The sequence below is a fragment of the Streptomyces sp. NPDC001515 genome, from assembly GCF_053597115.1.
This window is the reverse complement of the sequence record NZ_JBSFHN010000010.1, coordinates 50,714-68,672: the sequence shown is the minus strand read 5'-3', so window position 1 is coordinate 68,672 and position 17,959 is coordinate 50,714. Positions and strand designations below refer to the sequence as shown.

The 17,959-nt window shown below is 66.8% G+C and carries 7 protein-coding genes; all 7 read left to right on the top strand.

The features are described 5' to 3' along the window. Positions 1–171: 171 nt before the first annotated feature. The 7 genes from ACWCXC_RS13230 (at position 172) to drmC (ending at position 17,894) form a co-directional block, all read left to right on the top strand. Positions 172–2,220, top strand: a complete 2,049-nt coding sequence (locus tag ACWCXC_RS13230; RefSeq protein ID WP_450685621.1) for an APC family permease — start codon at positions 172–174, stop codon at positions 2,218–2,220. 126 nt (positions 2,221–2,346) lie between these two features. Further along, on the top strand, positions 2,347–3,750 hold the full coding sequence (locus ACWCXC_RS13225) for a class I SAM-dependent RNA methyltransferase (RefSeq protein ID WP_450888685.1): 1,404 nt from the start codon (positions 2,347–2,349) through the stop codon (positions 3,748–3,750). 412 nt (positions 3,751–4,162) lie between these two features. Next, positions 4,163–7,369, top strand: coding sequence for a DISARM system SNF2-like helicase DrmD (gene drmD, locus ACWCXC_RS13220; protein WP_381244497.1), 3,207 nt, complete (start codon positions 4,163–4,165; stop codon positions 7,367–7,369). Then, a complete protein-coding gene (locus ACWCXC_RS13215; RefSeq protein ID WP_450888683.1) occupies positions 7,366–11,385 on the top strand; it encodes an Eco57I restriction-modification methylase domain-containing protein in 4,020 nt (1,339 codons plus the stop codon). Before drmD ends, ACWCXC_RS13215 begins: the two co-directional genes overlap by 4 nt. 98 nt (positions 11,386–11,483) lie before the next feature. After that, on the top strand, positions 11,484–15,137 hold the full coding sequence (gene drmA, locus ACWCXC_RS13210; RefSeq protein ID WP_450888681.1) for a DISARM system helicase DrmA: 3,654 nt from the start codon (positions 11,484–11,486) through the stop codon (positions 15,135–15,137). Continuing rightward, the gene (gene drmB, locus ACWCXC_RS13205) at positions 15,134–17,161 is read left to right on the top strand and encodes a DrmB family protein (protein ID WP_450888679.1); all 2,028 of its coding nucleotides are present in this window, start codon (positions 15,134–15,136) and stop codon (positions 17,159–17,161) included. The genes drmA and drmB overlap by 4 nt, the downstream gene beginning before the upstream one ends. Beyond that, the gene (gene drmC, locus ACWCXC_RS13200; RefSeq protein ID WP_381244504.1) at positions 17,154–17,894 is read left to right on the top strand and encodes a DISARM system phospholipase D-like protein DrmC; all 741 of its coding nucleotides are present in this window, start codon (positions 17,154–17,156) and stop codon (positions 17,892–17,894) included. Before drmB ends, drmC begins: the two co-directional genes overlap by 8 nt. Positions 17,895–17,959: the final 65 nt, after the last annotated feature.

The window sequence follows — 17,959 nt, the reverse complement described above, 5'->3', positions numbered from 1 at the left end:
AAAGGCGACGCCGTCCGACACGGCCCCGAGGGCATTTGCGCGCTTTCGCGCGACCGCGGCGCAAGGATTGCGTTAAGGATTCCGTGGCCTTTCCGGCCGACCGCAGGAGATTGCGGGGCCACGGGGGTGGTGCGTCGGAGAGTCCCATACGAAACCCTTACGATCCTCAGCGTGTCCAAACTGACCGACCTGCCCAAACGGATCCTGATCGGCCGGGCCCTGCGCAGCGACAAGCTGGGGGAGACGCTTCTCCCCAAACGCATCGCCCTTCCCGTCTTCGCCTCCGACCCGCTGTCCTCGGTGGCGTACGCACCCGGCGAAGTGCTGCTGGTGCTGTCCATCGCGGGTGTGTCGGCCTACCACTTCAGCCCGTGGATCGCGGTCGCCGTCGTGGTGCTCATGTTCACCGTCGTCGCCTCGTACCGGCAGAACGTGCACGCGTACCCGAGCGGCGGCGGCGACTACGAGGTCGCCACGACCAACCTCGGCCCCAAGGCCGGACTGACCGTGGCCAGCGCGCTGCTGGTCGACTACGTCCTGACGGTCGCCGTGTCGATCTCCTCCGGGGTGGAGAACCTCGGCTCCGCGATCCCCTTCGTCGTCGAGCACAAGACGCTCTGCGCCATCGCCGCGATCGTGCTGCTCACGCTGATGAACCTGCGCGGCGTCAAGGAGTCCGGGAAACTCTTCGCCATCCCCACGTATCTCTTCGTGGCCGGCGTCTTCATCATGATCGTGTGGGGCGCCTTCCGGGGGCTGGTCCTCGGGGACACGATGCACGCCCCGACCTCGGAATACACCATCCGGCCCGAACGCGAGGGCCTGGCGGGATTCGCCCTCGTCTTCCTGCTGCTGCGCGCCTTCTCCTCCGGCTGCGCGGCGCTCACCGGCGTCGAGGCCATCAGCAACGGCGTTCCCGCCTTCCGTAAACCGAAGAGCAAGAACGCCGCCACCACCCTCGCGATGATGGGTCTGCTGGCCGTCACCATGTTCTGCGGCATCATCGGACTGGCCATGGCCACCGATGTGAAAATGGCCGAGAACCCGGCGAAGGACCTGATCAGCAATGGCACGCCGGTCGGTTCCGGATTCGTCCAGGACCCGGTGATCTCCCAGGTCGCGGCGGCCGTCTTCGGTGACGGCACGTTCTTCTTCGTGATCCTCGCCGCGGCCACCGCGCTCGTCCTGTTCCTGGCTGCGAACACCGCGTACAACGGCTTCCCGCTGCTCGGCTCGATCCTGGCCCAGGACCGCTATCTGCCCCGCCAGCTCCACACCCGCGGCGACCGGCTCGCCTTCTCCAACGGCATCGTGCTGCTGGCCGGCGCGGCGATCCTCCTGGTCTGGATCTACGGAGCCGACTCGACCCGGCTCATCCAGCTGTACATCGTCGGCGTCTTCGTCTCCTTCACCCTGAGCCAGACCGGCATGGTCCGGCACTGGAACCGCCATCTGCGCACCGAGAAGGACCCGGCCAAGCGCCGCCACATGATCCGCTCGCGGGCCATCAACACCTTCGGCGCGTTCTTCACCGGTCTGGTGCTCGTCGTCGTCCTCGCCACCAAGTTCACCCACGGCGCCTGGGTCGCCCTGCTCGGCATGGTGATCTTCTTCGGCACGATGACCGCCATCCGCCGCCACTACGACCGGGTGGCCGAGGAGATCGCCGCCGACGAGACCCCCGCGGACGAGACGATGCGCCCCTCCCGGGTCCACTCCATCGTCCTCGTCTCCAAGCTCCACCGCCCCACCCTGCGCGCCCTCGCCTACGCCAAGCTCATCCGCTCGGACCGCCTGGAGGCGCTCTCCATCAGCGTGGACCCGGCCGAGACCAAGGCCCTCAAGGAGGACTGGGAGCGACGCGGCATCAACGTCCCGCTCAAGATCCTCGACTCCCCGTACCGCGAGGTGACCCGCCCGGTCATCGAGTACGTCAAGAGCCTGCGCCGCGAGAGCCCGCGCGACGTCGTGAGCGTCTACATCCCGGAGTACGTGGTCGGCCACTGGTACGAGCACCTGCTCCACAACCAGAGCGCCCTGCGCCTCAAGGGCCGGCTCCTGTTCACCCCGGGCGTGATGGTCACCTCCGTCCCGTACCAGCTGGAGTCCTCCGAGGCCGCCAAGAAGCGGGCCCGCCGGCGCGCCGACTGGAGCGCCCCCGGCTCGGTCCGCCGGGGGCCGGTGGAACGCAAGCCGAAGGAGACCACGCCGAAGGGCTGAGCCGGCGACGGCGGCCGGCGCCCGACCGCCGTTCGGCGGTGGTCGGAGGCCGGGCGACACCCACGTAGACTCGTAGGTTGTCGTCCGGCCGCCGGCCGCCCCCTTCCCCTCTGGAGCCATCCCCTCATGCAGAACGAACCGACGTCGCCGCAGACCGGGGAGACGCAGCCGGAGTCACAGCCCGGGTCGCAGTCCGATGCACAGCCCGAGTCGCAGCCGGAGTCGCTGGTCGGCCGGGAGTACGAGGTCGAGATCGGCCCGGTCGCCCACGGCGGCCACTGCATCGCCCGTACGGACGAGGGCCGGGTGCTGTTCGTCCGCCACACCCTGCCCGGCGAGAAGGTCGTCGCTAAGGTCACCGACGGCGCCACCGACTCCCGCTTCCTGCGCGCCGACGCGGTACGGATCATCGAGGCGTCCAAGGACCGCGTCCCGGCGCCCTGCCCGTTCTCCGGCCCCGGCAAGTGCGGCGGCTGCGACTGGCAGCACGCCAAGCCGGGCGCGCAGCGCCGCCTCAAGGGCGAGGTCATCGCCGAACAGCTCAAGCGCCTGGCGGGCCTCACCCCCGAGGAGGCCGGCTGGGACGGTACGGTCATGCCCGCCGAGGGCGACAAGCTCCCGGCCGGCGAGGTCCCCGCCTGGCGCACCCGCGTCCAGTACGCCATCGACGAGGACGGCCGCGTCGGCCTGCGCAAGCACCGCTCCCACGACGTCGAGATCATCGACCACTGCATGATCGCCGCCCCCGGCGTCACCGAACTCGGCGTCGAGCACCAGGACTGGCCCCGCATGGCCTCGGTCGAGGCCATCGCCGCCACCGGCTCCCACGACCGCCAGGTCATCCTCACCCCGCGCCCCGGCGGCCGCCTCCCCCTCGTCGAACTCGACAGGCCCGTCTCCGTCCTCCGCGTCGACGAACGCGACGGCGGCGTCCACCGCGTCCACGGCCGCGCCTTCGTCCGCGAACGCGCCGACGACCGCACCTACCGCGTCGGCTCCGGCGGCTTCTGGCAGGTCCACCCCCAGGCCGCGGACACCCTCGTCCGCGCCGTCATGCAGGGCCTCCTGCCCCGCAAAAACGACACCGCCCTCGACCTCTACTGCGGCGTCGGCCTCTTCGCCGGCGCCCTCGGCCAGCGCATCGGCGAGAAGGGCGCCGTCCTCGGTATCGAATCCGGCAAACGCGCCGTCGAGGACGCCCGCCACAACCTCAAGGACCTCGACCGCGTCCGCATCGAGCACGGCAAGGTCGACCAGGTCCTCCCCCGCACCGGCATCACCGAATGCGACCTCATCGTCCTCGACCCGCCCCGCGCCGGCGCCGGCAAGGCCACCGTCAAGCACCTGGCGTCCCTGGGCGCCCGCCGCATCGCCTACGTGGCCTGCGACCCGGCGGCACTGGCCCGCGACATCGCGTACTTCGCGGAGGGCGGGTACCGGGTGCGGACGCTGAGGGCGTTCGATCTGTTTCCGATGACGCATCATGTGGAGTGCGTGGCGATCCTTGAACCGGTCTCGAAGGGCTCCTGACCTGCGGTTTTGCCTGTGCGCATTATGTGCGGTGTGGGCGTTACGGGCGATATCTTGACGCTGAAATGACGCTCGTGACGCTCATTTGACGCTCGTTCTGATGGGGTGTCACTTGCGCAATCGCAGGTCGTTTCGAGCGGCCAGTGTGTTCCCTGCGGTCCGTTCTTCGGGAAGCAGCGCTGCGAGTTGGACCTACCTGACTCTCACGAGCCCGTCCCGCCTCCCCTCACCTGACCAACGCTGGGTCGCAGATGAGGTGTCGATCTGAAGATTTTGCATGGGCGCCGACGACAGTCGGGAATACTGGTGCGTTGACGATCTCCCCAAAGGTCTCAGGTCTCCCTGAGGCTAATTCGTGTGCGAAGGAGGTCAGTCAGCTGGGTGTGATGCGTCGATGAAGGAGTGCTGTCGGGTGGCGATCGCTACGGAGTATCGGCAGGGCGCAGAAGGCGGCACGGGGCGGACAGCGGCGCTTCCACCGGTTCCGGAGCCGGGGCAGGTGGTGAAGGTCCGGGGCTCCATCTGGGCGGTCTCGGACGTCCGCCGCCAGGGCTTGCCACGGAGCCCCGCCGACGAAGGAGCCCCTGGGCTCGCCCACGTCGTGAGTCTCCAGTCACTGGATGAGGATCGGCTCGGTCAGGAGCTGACCGTGGTCTGGGAGCTGGAGGTCGGCCACACGCTGCAGCCCGATCAGGGCCTTCCTGAGGTGGTGCGGCCGGACGCGTTCGATGACCCGAACACGCTGGCAGCGTTTGTGGACGCGGTGCGCTGGGGTGCGGTTACGTCGGCGGACGCGAACTCCTACCAGGCCCCCTTCCGCAGCGGGGCGAACGTCGAGGCGTACCAGCTCGAACCGCTGCGTCGCGCTCTGCAATCCTCCCGTACGAACCTGCTGCTAGCCGATGACGTGGGCCTGGGCAAGACCATTGAGGCCGGCCTGGTCGTCCAAGAGCTGCTTCTGCGCCACCGAGCACGGACCGTGGTCATCGTGTGCCCGCCGAGCCTGTCGCTGAAGTGGCAGGACGAGATGCGGGAGAAGTTCGGTCTGGACTTCGTAATCGTCAACAGCGACCTGATGGCGAAGGTCCGGCGGAGCCACGGGTTGAACGCCAACCCGTTCCGACTGTTCCCGCGCGTGATCGTCAGCATGTCGTGGCTGCCGTCACTGCGGGCCCAGCGTCTGCTGCGTGATGTCCTGGCCGATGTGCGCAAGACCTCCAGCGCCCGACGTTTCGCCTTCGACGTGCTGGTGGTCGACGAGGCTCACCACGTGGCCCCGGCAAGTCCGACGACGGCCCCCGGTCAGCGTGGGTACGCGGTGGACAGTCACCGTACGACGGCGACGAAGGCGCTGGCGGACGTCTGCGAGCACCGGCTGTTCCTCAGTGCGACCCCGCACAACGGCTACTCGGAGTCGTTCACCGCGCTCTTGGAGATGATCGACAGTCGTCGGTTCACTCGCGGTGCGAGCATCGATCAGCGCGCTCTGGGCGAGGTGCGGGTCCGCCGTCTGAAGAGCGACCTCCCGGACAAGGGATTCAAATCTCGCAAGCTGCTGACGATCCCGTTCACACCCTCCGAAGATGAGCAGGAGCAGTTCGACCGGCTGGCACGGATGCTGACGGAGGCCGCCCGAGCGAAAGGCAAGGGCAAGGGCGGCGATATCGTCGCGATGCTGCTCAAGAAGCGCTTCCTGTCCAGCCCGTGGTCGTTCGCCCGGACTATGGAGCTCTACGAAGCGGCTGCGGACGACAACCGACAGCTGGAACTGGACGAGGACGAGTACTACACCGAGGTCGTCGGAAGCGGGCAGTCCGATGAGGAGGAGGGCGAGGCCGAGCATCCCGAGTTCACCGCGCTGCGGCACAGCAAGGGAACGGACCCGCTCACTGACGCGATCACCAGCGAGGCAGCCTCGCTGGTCGCGTGGGGCTCAAGCTACGAGCACAAGCCGGACTCCCGGCTGGAGGCTCTGGTGTCCTTCCTCGACGCGCACTGCCGGACATCGGACGGCCAGCACTGGACGAACGAGCGCGTCGTGGTGTTCACCGAGTACGCCGCGACGCTCGACTGGATCGCCGGCGTGCTCCGGCAGCGCGGCTACAAGGAGGCACTGGAGACGATCCAGGGATCCACCCCGATCGAGGAGCGCGAGCTGATCCGCGCCCGGTTCACCGAGAGCCCGGACAAGCATCCGGTGCGGGTGCTGCTCGCCACGGACTCCGCCGGCGAGGGCATCGACCTCCAAGCTCACTGCCACCGGCTGGTGAACTTCGACATCCCGTTCAACCCGTCCCGCCTGGAACAGCGAATCGGCCGGATCGACCGGTACGGGCAGACCAAGAACCCGGAGATCTACCACTTCAAGCCCGTGGCCTCCTCCTCCACGTACGCGGCGGACATGGAGTTCATGGGGATCATCGCCAGGAAGGTCGGCACGGCGACTCAGGACCTGGGAAAGGTCAACCAGGTCATCGACGCCGAGGTCCAGGAGCACTTCAGCCCAACCGGGAGCCTGCGCAAGCTGCGTCCGGCGGCGCCGGACGACGGCGATGAGGCCATGAACGAGGCTCTGGCCGGCGGTATCGAGCTGAACCGGCAGCTCACCGAGCTGACCGCGACTTACGAACAGCGCAAGGAGGTCATGCACCTCACACCGGGCAACGCACGCCGCGTCGTGGACACCGCACTGACCCTGGACTCCCAGCCGCCCTTGGTGGAGACCGGCGACGCGGACACCGACGCCCAGGTATTCGAGCTACCGAACCTCGGCCGCACCTGGCAGCCGGCCCTGCGCGGCCTCGACACCCGTCTCCAGCCGGGCGTCCTGCGCTCCATCACCTTCGACGACAAGGCCGCGGCGAATCGCACGGACCTTGTGCACATCCACCTGGGCCACGCCCTCATGCAACGCGCCACACGCACCCTTCGCGGCGCGTTGTTCAGTGTGGACGCGCCCGTCAACCGGGTTACCGCCGTCGTCACACCGGGCCTGCCCGAATCCTGCGTCGCCGCAGTCTCCCGACTCGTGCTTGTCGGCCGCGGCGGCCTGCGCCTGCACGAAGAGGTCTTCCTCACCGGAATCCGGCTGCGCGGCCAGGCACTTGCCGAGTCCAAGGTCGAGCAGGTCCTGGACGAGACCCTCGACTCACACGACCTCGTCCTGGCCGACGAGCAGGTCCGCGCTCACCTCGCGGCCCTGTGGAACGCGGACGATGCCCGGCTGCGTACCCGGCTGCTCAACGCGATGAAGCGCAAGAGCGAGAGCAGGCAAGAAAAGGTCACCGAAGCACTCAAGAAGCGCCAGGAAACCGACATCACTCGCGCTCACGAGATCTTCGGGGCCTTTCGGGTCAACCTGAGCGATTCCCGCGACCGGCTTGACCAGGAAATCCGCGAGCAGAAGGAGCAGTTTCTGTTCACCGACGACCAACAGAAACAGCGCCGCCGCGACCTGCAGAACATGATCGACCGCCTTGAAAGCCTGGGCGATGAGGAAGCGCGCGAGATCGCCGCGATCCGGGAGCGCTACAGCGACATCCGGCCCTACGTATCGGCCGCCGCGGTCGTGTTCGCCCTCACCCCCGAAGACGCGAAGAACGGAGCGGTTCAGGCATGAGCAGGAAGCACGCCCCGACCATCGCCGACCTCCACCGCGCCTGGCTCGCCCTGGTCGACACCGACGGCCCCTTCCTCGCCGTCCCCGCACTCGAACGAGCCTGGCCCCAGGGCATCCCTCAGCCCGATGCCCGCGCGCTCGCCTTCATCAAGGACGCCAAACCCGCCTTCGAGAAGGCATGGGAGCACTGGGACACCCACCCGGAGGACGACGCCGCCCTCGACCTCTACCGAGAGGCCCGCGACACCTGGGTGGACGGTGTCCTGCGCCAGGGCCTGCGCTGGGGCACCGCCTACACCGTCCCCGCCCCGACCACCGCTGAGGTCCGCTCACCCGATCACGCCGTCACCGTCCGCGCCAACGGAGCCCTCCTCCACGGTGAGAACATCGGCGCGCTCGTCCTGCTCACTGACCCCGTCGACTCCCTGCGCGACCCGCTCACCGATGGCTGGTCCGCCAGCCCCATCGACCGCATGGAGGAACTCCTGCGGACCTCTGGTGCCACCATCGGCGTGGTCACTGACGGCCGCTGGTGGGCGATCGTCAGCGCCCGTCCGCAGACGATGGTCGCCTCCGGCATCGTGGACTCCCAGACCTGGATCGAGGAGCCCCAGGCCCGCAACGCCTTCGTCGAACTCCTCCAGCGCAAGCGCCTCGTCGGAGGCAGGGCCCAGGACCGGCTCACCGAGCTGTTCGCCGAGTCGGTCACCGCCGCCGAGAAGATCACCGAAGCGCTCGGCACCCAGGTTCGCCGTGCCGTCGAACTCATCGTCCAGGCCCTGTCCGAAGGCGGCCTCAAGGCGGTACGCCGACGAGAGCCCGACCCATTGCCGGCAGAGCGCGGGCAGGTCTACGAAGCCGCCGTCACCGTCATGATGCGCGTCGTCTTCCTCCTCTTCGCCGAAGAACGTGGCCTGCTCCCCGAGAACCAGTTGTTCGCCATGGGCTACGGCGTCAGCGACGAACTCGGCAAGCTCGACGCCCGGCAGAAGGAGGAAGGTGACCAAGCCATCGACGCCACGTCGCTCACCTGGCACCGCCTCCTGGCCACCTCCCAGGCTCTCTACCGAGGCGCGACATTCGAAGACCTCCGCCTGCCCGAGTACGGCGGCTCACTCTTCGACCCCGCTCGCTTCCCCTTCCTCACCGCCCGCAACTCCCAGGGCTCCCTCGCGATCACGGTCAGCGACCGCGTCATGCTCGAAGTCCTGCGTGCCATCCAGATCGCCCAGCTACCCGGCGGAGCTCGCCAGATCTCCTTCCGCGACATCGACGTCGAGCAGATCGGCTACATCTACGAGGGCCTCCTCGGCTATTCCTGCGTCGGTGCGGACGAGACCGTCGTAAGTCTCATCGGCAGCCCCGGTTCCGAACCGGAAATCCCTCTCGCCACCCTCGAAAACCTCGCCGAAACCAAGCGCACCGACGCAGCCCTGGTCGACGCGATCCTCGCCTGGATCAAGCAGAACCAGCCGGCCGCCAAGCCTCCCACCAAGGCAGCCCTGACCAAGGCCCTCCAGACGAGAGACACGCTCGACGACGCCGACAACGCCCTGCGTGACCTCACCGACGACGCCGACCTTCGCGAGCGACTGCGCCCCTTCATCGGGATCATCCGCCGCGACCTGCGCAAGCGTCCCCTCGTGGTAGAACCCGGTGGCGTCCTTCTAGTGGAAACGCCCTCGCGGGCCTCGGCCGGCGCTCATTACACGCCCCGGTCGCTCGCCGAGGACGTGGTACGCCACGCCCTCGAACCCCTCGTCTACTCACCCGGCCCCCACCAGACCGCGGACCGGGACGCCTGGCAGCCCCTTTCCTCCGACGACATCCTCGACCTCAAGATCGCCGACATCGCATGTGGCTCCGGTGCGTTCCTAGTCGCCGCAGCACGCTTCCTCGCCGACCGTCTGGTGGAGGCATGGCAACGCGAAGGCGTGGCCTATGGGCGCACGCCGCACGAGCTCAACGTTCACGCCATAAGGATGGTGGTAGCCACCTGCCTGTACGGCGCGGACATCAACGGCATGGCCGTTGAGATGTGCAAGCTGTCCCTGTGGCTGGTCTCCCTCGACCCGAAGCTGCCGTTCTCTTTCGTGGACGACAAGGTCCTCCATGGCAACACGCTGCTCGGGCTGACCGACGCACGCCAGCTACGCGAGCTCCACATCAGTCCGGACGCGGCCAATAGCCAGACCAGCATCCTGGACCTTGATATCGACAGCACGCTGCGCAAAGCAGCCCGTCTGCGCCGCCAGCTCGCTACCGAGGTCGACGATAACGATCCGCAACGCTCCGCCGCGACTAAGCGTCGCCAATGGCGCACCTATCAAGAGCTCGTGGCACAGCTCTCGGATGTTGCCGACGGAGTGACAGCCGCCGGGCTGCGGCTTGGCGGAAAACCGGGCAAGAAGCTGCGTGAGGCATATGAGAACCTGCGTATCGCCGTCGATCTTGCATATCCTGGCGAGGGAGAGACTCCGGACCGGGCAATGCTTGACGCCATCCTGGAAGCCGGGCTCACTCCAACGGTCCTGACGGACTACGTGCGATGGAAGCCGCTCCATTGGATTCTCGCGGTTCCTGACGTTATGGAACGTGGCGGCTTCGATGCCATTATCGGAAATCCGCCTTTTGTTGCCGGTTCTGACATTACCGGCGCAATGGGCACGAACTTTCGTGACTGGATCGTTGAAGTGTGTGCATCTGGCCAACGAGGAAATGCAGATCTTGTCGCCTACTTCTTCCTTCGAGCCGGGAAGCTTCTGGCCGTGGAGGGTAAGCTCGGGCTCATTGCGACCAATAGTATCGCTCAAGGGAAGAGTCGTGAAGTGAGTCTCGATCGGATGGTTGCGGAGGGCTTTACGATCACACGGTCGATTCAAAGCCGGAAATGGCCGGCGGCTAGTGCCGATCTTGAATATGCGGCTGTGTGGGGAACGTACGGTAATGTGGAGGAGGGCGTTCCCAGGGTCGCCGACGATGTTGCCGTCCGGAAGATTTCTACGCTATTGGAGCCCGTGGGGCGAGTGGACGGTAACCCTTTTAGGCTCGCCGAGAATGTGGGCATTACTTTCGAAGGGTGCAAGCCGACCGGTGCCGGTTTCGTGGTGGATCCTGTCGAGGCGGCGGAGTGGCTAGAGAGCGATCCCAGGAACTCGGAGGTAGTACTTCCCTATGTGGGTGGTGAAGATCTAAACTCGCGTCCAGATAGCTCCGCCTCTCGATTCATTATCGACTTCAGTGTTTATCCGGAGGATGCGGCTAAGGAGTTTCGGATTCCGTATGAGAGAGTCCGTGACCAAGTCCGGCCGCAACGGCTTAAGAATAATCGCAAAGTGTATCGCGACTACTGGTGGCAATTCGCTGAGAAGCGGCCTGGACTTCGCAAGGCAATCTCTGGGCTGAGTGAGGTCCTTGTTATGCCGAGGCACTCCGTCACGGCAATGCCGAGCCGCGTACGTAATGATCGCGTCTTTGGTGATGCGTTGGTGGTCTTTGCGACTGAGTCGTTTGCAGATCAGGCTGTTCTTTCGTCTGCAGCACATCAGATGTGGGCTATGAAATATGGATCGGGCTTGCGTAAAGACCCCCGTTACACCCCATCGGGCGTCTTCGAGACCTTTCCTCGTCCTAAGTCGATCGCGAGGCTGGCCGAGATCGGCCAAGTGCTCCACGCTGAGCGCCTTGAGATCATGCTGCGCCGCAATCTTGGTCTCACAAAGCTTTACAACTTGATCAACGACCCTCAGATTGGCGATGCTGCAGATCGTGATATTGCGCGGATTCGCCAGATCCATGTAGAGCTGGACCATGCAGTCATGGCCGCCTATGGCTGGGACGTGTCGCTCGATCACGGCTTCCACACCTACCGACAGGTGCAGCGCTGGACGGTGAGCCCTACGGCCCGTGTGGAGATCCTGGATTTGCTGCTGGAAGAGAATCACCGTCGCGCCGGCGCCCAAGGGGATGTTGTACTACCGGACGGCGATAGCGTCGAGGAAGAAGGCAACGAGTGACCAGTGGGTCCGCACCCCAGCCGCATCCGCAGCGTCCCTCTGTCCGCTCGGACCAGGGGTACAGTCTCGCCCTTGACCCGGACGAACGTTCGTGGACGGTGCGTGAGAATCTCGTCGACATCCTGGAGCGTGAACTCCTTGGTCCGGCAGGCGGTCCCGAGGAGATCCTCGATGGTGCTCCGGACTCCGCGTATCTGGTTGGCCGTATCGCCCCGGTCCGGCTGACCGCCGGCCAGGATGACCCCACCCAAGCAGATTCTGCGGAGGCCGCGACCGACGTCGGTGACGCCGTGGACGCGGCCGAGAGCCGGGGCGTGCCCCTGACCGCGGTGGACGAGAGCAGTGCCGGCTCGGAAGAGGACGACGTCGAGGACCAGCCGCAAAAGCGCGGGCTGATGATCCCGGCCTCGATGGGGTTGCGTTGTCAGATCCCCGACGACCTGGACGCGTTCACCGTGGTGACCGAGTTCGGCACGTACGAGCCGGTGAAGGAGAAACAGGGCGAGGGCGGGGAGCCGACCTCGCGCCTTCGCCGGTACCAGCGCACTCCGCATAGGTTCGAGACCACGGTCAAGGTCAGCGAGCTCATGCCGTCCCGTACGACGACGTTCGTGCTGAAGGACAAGGTCGTGCTGCGGGCGGACCGCCACGACGACGCCGAGCGTGGCTGCCGCCTCATCGAGATCGCGCTGTGCAACGATCAGGAGACGCCCCGCAAGATTCCCGTGGAGGCGTGGCTCTACCAGACTCGGCTCTGCGTCGAGACCGCTGAGGGCACGGCCGTGTTCCTGCCGGTCAACGATGTTCTGGAGGACACGCGCTACGAGCCGGACGACGAGGTGCGTCGTCTGCAGTTGCAGTACCGCAACCGGCTGGAGTTCGCCGTCGGGCGGACCTGCTCGGTGGACTGGGAGGCGGACAAGGACGCGCGCCGCGCCAGCAGGGTGTGGACGACGTGGCTGCCGACCAGCGAGACACCACAGATCGCCGCCGAGGAGATCGAGGCGGCGATGCTGGACATGCGTCAGCTGGAGGAGGCCACCCCGGAACAGCTGCGCGCGGGGCTGGAGCCGATCGTGTCCGCTTATGCGGCCTGGCTCGACGCCGAGGAACAGCGGGCCGAGGCGCTGCCGGAGCATCTTCGCCCCGAGGGCCGGGAAGCAGTCGGCGACGCACGCAAGGTACAGAGTCAGCTCGATGAGGGACTGAAGTTCCTGCTGGATGATGCCGAGGCGCTGCGGTGCTTCAGATTCATGAACCGAGTGATGGCCGACCAGCGTGTCCAGTCCCAGGTGGCGCAGCGGCGTGCGAACCAGAACGAGGACGACCGCGAAAGCATCGAGCAGGCGCGCGAAGCCATCCTGGAGGAAGGGCGGCAGGGGGAGCGGGGCAACCGCGCGCACTCGTGGCGTACCTTCCAGCTCGCCTTCGTCTTGATGCAGTTGCCGTTGCTGTCGGATCCTGCAGCCGAGAAGCGGTCCGGTGATCTTGCTAAAGCCCAGCTGCTGTTCTTTCCGACCGGCGGCGGCAAGACGGAGGCGTACTTGGGGCTGGCCGCCTACACCTTCGCTATCCGGCGCCGTCAGGGCGTCATCGACGCGTTCGACGGTCCGCTGGACGGCCGGTCGGGCGTGGCGGTGCTGATGCGCTACACGTTGCGGCTGCTGACCGCCCAGCAATTCCAGCGGGCCACGGCTCTGGTGTGTGCTGCGGAGCGGGCCCGGTTGAAGGACCCGGCGACGTGGGGCCAGGAGCCGTTCCGCATCGGGCTGTGGGTCGGTACCGATGTGAGCCCGAAGTGGTACGACGAGGCCGAAGGCCAGCTGGAGAAGGCCAACCAGGGCCGCGGCTACCGGCTGACCGTGCTACAGATCCAGCGCTGCCCCTGGTGCGGTACCCGCATCGAGGCGCGGGACGTGCGGGCGGACAAGGCGCATCGCCGCGTGTACGTCTACTGCGGCGACGAGATGGCCGAGTGCCCCTTCGCCGATGGCGGCGAGGTCGATGAAGGACTTCCGGTCCTGACCGTCGATGAAGAGATCTACCGGCTCGCCCCCGCCTTCGTGATCGCCACGGTGGATAAGTTCGCCCGGCTCGCACGCGAGGGCGAGGCAGCATCGCTGTTCGGGCACGTCTCGCGGCGCTGTGAACGGCACGGCTTCGTCCACCCCGACTATTCGCACTGCGCGATCAAGGACGGCAGCAAGCACCCGAAGAAGGACGGCCTGGAGGCCGCCGCGGTGCACCCTGCGACCCGGCTGCGACCGCCGGACCTGATCATCCAGGACGAGCTGCACCTGATCACCGGTTCTCTCGGCACCACGGTCGGACTGTTCGAGGTCGCCGTCGACGTGATGACGAGCTGGCGCACCCACGACGGACAGCCCGTGCGCCCCCTGGTGGTGGCCTCCACGGCCACCGCCCGCAATGCGGCCGACCAGGTGCGGGCTCTGTACGGGCGGTACGTGACCATCTTCCCGCCGCAGGTGCTGGACGCCGGCAACACCTTCTTCTCCAAGGAGATCGAGATCTCCGAGAAGGCTCCGGGACGCCGGTACGTCGGGATCAGCACCACGGGGGTGCGTCTGACCACGGCGGAGATCCGCGTGGCCGAGGTGCTCATGGCCGGCGGGCAGCTGCTTCTTGACCGTTCGGGCAAGGCGGCCGATCCGTATATGACGCTGGTCGGTTACTTCAGCGCGACGCGTGAGCTGGCCGGTATGGCCCGGTACATGGGGGATGACATTCAGACGGCGTTGGCCAAGCGTCGTCCTTGGTCCAGGCTGCCGAGCCGGACTGGCACCAACTTCGGGGCACTTCATGTGGCCGAGCTGACCTCGCGTGTGGCCAGCGCGGACATCACCTCCACTCTGGACCAGATGTCGGTCGCATTCGACCCCGGTTTCGACTCCACCGCGGGCAAGCGGAACCTGCGTACCCTGCGGGAGGCGAAGACGCGCGTGCCCGAGCGGGAAGTGAACCCGTACGACGTGGTGCTGGCCACGTCGATGCTCCAAGTCGGTGTAGACGTGACCCGGCTCGGGCTGATGTTGGTGGTCGGTCAGCCGAAGAACACCGCCGAATACATCCAGGCGTCCTCGCGCGTCGGCCGTGACGCCGACCGCCCTGGCCTGGTCGTGTCGTTGGGTAACTGGGCACGACCGCGCGACCTGGCCCACTTCGAGCAGTTCCGGCATTACCACGAGACGTTCTACGCACAGGTCGAGGCGTTGTCGGTGACGCCGTTCTCGGTCACTTCGCTGGAGCGTGGTCTGGACGGCGTCCTGGTCAGCGCGGCCCGGGTCCTGCAAGCCGTACGCGCCCAGGGCCTGTCCCCGGAAGACGGCGCCGACCGCATCGAGACCGAACGGCACTTCGCCACCGAACTCATCGAGGCGCTCGTGCGCCGCATCGAGCTGACCGGCAACGAGGACGCCGCCGAGCGGGCCCGGCACCGGCTGGAGAACCGACTCGACCAGTGGGGCAAGCGCCGCAAGCACCTGGTGGAACTGCGCAAGTCACTGGTCTACGAAAGGGTCACCGACGACAGTCGGCACGACGCCCTGATGATGAGCGCCGAGGACGCCAAGTCCGGTATCGACACTCGGGACGCGCCACCATTCATCGTGGCCAACTCGATGCGTGAGGTGCAGCCGGAAATCAACCTCCTGGTCAGCCCGATCAAGGAACGACTGGTGTACATCGAACCCATGACTGCGCCCCAGTGGGTGATGCCGGAGGAGAACTCGTGAGCGACCAGGAGCGCTTCGTCTACGACGCAGCCAGGGCCGTCGACCCGCTCGGTGACCTGGAAGAGGAGGCCGAGAAGCAGGCGAAGCACAACCGCGCCAAGGTCGGCTCGGCCCGCCCCTCCTCCCTGCTCTACACCTACGGCCCCGGCTCGATCATGGACCTGCCGCAGTTCACGATCATGCCCACTGGCCTGGACGACTGGGAGCGCATCTGGCGCCGCCGTGGTACACCTCCGTCCATCCACGCACCGCGGCTGAAGCAGGTGGTGCGGTTCATGCTCGGTTCCAACGATGTCGAACTGCGCCCTCACCCGTGGCAGCCGAAGAAACACAGCCGCTCCATGGAAGGCAACGACCTGGGGGTGCCGGCCCGCGTGTTCCCGCAGTGGCTGCGATGCACCGGCTGCGACCTGCTCGGCAAGCTCTCTCAGTTCGACTACAAGAACACCCACCCCTACCGCACCGATCTGGCCATCTTTGAGCACACCAAGTGTCCCGGGCGGGCCGGGAATCGCAGCCGCAAGGCGATGCGCCGCCCGGCGGTGCCCGCCCGGTACCTGCTGGCGTGCGTCGACGGGCACCTGGACGAATTCCCCTACGACCTCTGGGTGCACCACGGCCAGCCGTGCTCCAACGCCGAACTCCCCGTACTGAAGATGGTCGACCGCACCGCCGGCAAGGGTGCATCTGCGGTGATCCGCTGCGAATCGTGCCAGGTACAGCGACCGATGAACGAGGCGCAGGGCGAGGCCGGCAAGGCCAAGCTTCCGGACTGCCGGGGCCGCCATCCGCACCTGGACGCCTTCGACCACCGCGGCTGTGGCCAAAAGACCCGTCTGATGCTGGTCGGTGCCTCCAACCTGTGGTTCCCCGCCACCCAGTCGATCATCGTCATGCCCGACTCCCCGCAGGAGAAGGCACACGACCTCGCCGACCGGATCCGCACCACACTGGGCGACAAGCTCGACAAATACCGCGCCCACCTCGACATCCTCCGGGACCTGCTGGAGACCTCGCAGGTGGACGTCTCCGATCTGACCGACTCTCAACTGGCCGCGGCTGTTGAGACTGCCTGTGCTCCACAGGACACCCCGGAGGAACAGGCAGAGAAACGACAGAACTGGGATCCGGTCGACTTGCTGGTCCCCGAATGGCAGCATCTGCTGCTGCCCATGCTCGGCAAGCGCAACGAAGATCCCAAGAGTGGACTCACCCTGGCCACCCGCGAGCGCGGCCCTCTGCTCCGACCAGAGATCACCCGTGTCCTGGCCGTCGAAAAGCTTCGCAAGGTCAACGCCCTGGTCGGCTTCACCAGGATCGACGACATGGACCGTGTCGGCGACCTCTCGCGCCGTCTGGCGCCGCTGACCCGGACGGCCCGGCCGACATGGACCGGGGCGACCGAAGACCGCGGCGAGGGCATCTTCCTCCAGCTCGACGAAACCTCCGTCGCCGGCTGGGAAAAGCGCATCCTGGACACCGACGTGTGGCAGGCCCACCGAGAAGCGCACCAGCGGAACTTCGAGCGGCGCTTCTCCGAGACAGCCGGCCAAGTCGACCCCGACAGCCGCCTCAAGCCCCCGCGATACTGGCTCCTGCACACCTTTGCCCACGTCCTGATCCGTGAACTCGCCCTCACCTGCGGCTACTCGGCCGCCAGCCTGAGCGAACGCCTCTATGCCTGGCCCGAAGCCGAGAACCGGGAGCCTGCAGCCGGACTCCTGATCTGCACCACTGCCTCGGACAGCGACGGGACCCTCGGCGGACTCGTCCAGCTCAGCGAGCCCACCCGGTTCCAAAGCGTCGTCACGGGCGCTCTGCGCAAGGCACGACGTTGTTCCTCCGACCCGGTCTGCTCCATGCGCACCCCGCAGACCCCAGAGGACTTCCTCCACGGCGCCGCCTGCCACTGCTGCGTCATGGCTTCGGAAACCTCCTGCGAGCGTGCCAACCGGTTCCTCGACCGCCGCTTCCTGCTCGACCTGCCCGGCAGCAGCTTGGGCTATTTCTCATCCGATGAGTGACGCCCCGGCCGGCCTGCGCCTGGGCCAACTCCTCACCCGCAGTGAGGCCAAGGGTGTCGCCGACCGGCTTGCCGACGGCGACACCCTCACCTCCGCGCTCAAGGCCGTCGCCTTCGGCCACCGAGCAGAGGCCAGGAACCTACTGGAGAACGTAGCCGCAGGACCCGGGGCAGCAGCCCACCACATTGCCCTCCTGCGCGCGATCGAGGGCGCACGGATGCTGCCCGCCACGGTCACTCCGCTGTGGACCATGCCCGGCCATCTGGCCCAGAGCGGACCGCTCACGACATCCGTGCCCTACCTCGTCGACAACGCGCGTCACACGGTGACCTGCTCAACCTTCAATTTCCAGCGCTCCTCCGGCCTGTGGACGGCCCTGCACAAGGCCGCACAGCGCCCCGAAGTCGCCGTACGCGTCTACCTGGACGCCAAAGCCGCAGACGACAGCGTGGTGTTTCGGGCACCCACTACCAACGAGGTCGCCGCGCATCTGAGACCCGCTGCGGTATGGCGGACCAAGACCTTCGACGGCACCTACGTCCGAAATCACGCCAAGTTCCTCGCCATCGACCACCATCTTCTCCTCGTGACCAGCGCCAACTTCTCGTGGAGCGCGGAGAACAACAACGTCGAGTTCGGTGTCCTTATCGACAACCCGACCCTTACCGAGACCGTCGAACGCGAAATGAGCGAAGCCGAAGGCACCCTGTATGAGCAGGTCAAGGTCAGATAGCACTAGACCGTCGCACTCTTGAGGTGAGCCGTGGCCAGCGTCCGCGCGGACCTGGGACGTCGCGC

Bases quoted from the DNA above. Each gene is read 5' to 3' on its own strand.
- ACWCXC_RS13225 (WP_450888685.1), top strand. From the start codon at position 2,347: ATGCAGAACGAACCGACGTCGCCGCAGACCGGGGAGACGCAGCCGGAG.
- ACWCXC_RS13215 (WP_450888683.1), top strand. From the start codon at position 7,366: ATGAGCAGGAAGCACGCCCCGACCATCGCCGACCTCCACCGCGCCTGG.
- drmC (WP_381244504.1), top strand. From the start codon at position 17,154: ATGAGTGACGCCCCGGCCGGCCTGCGCCTGGGCCAACTCCTCACCCGC.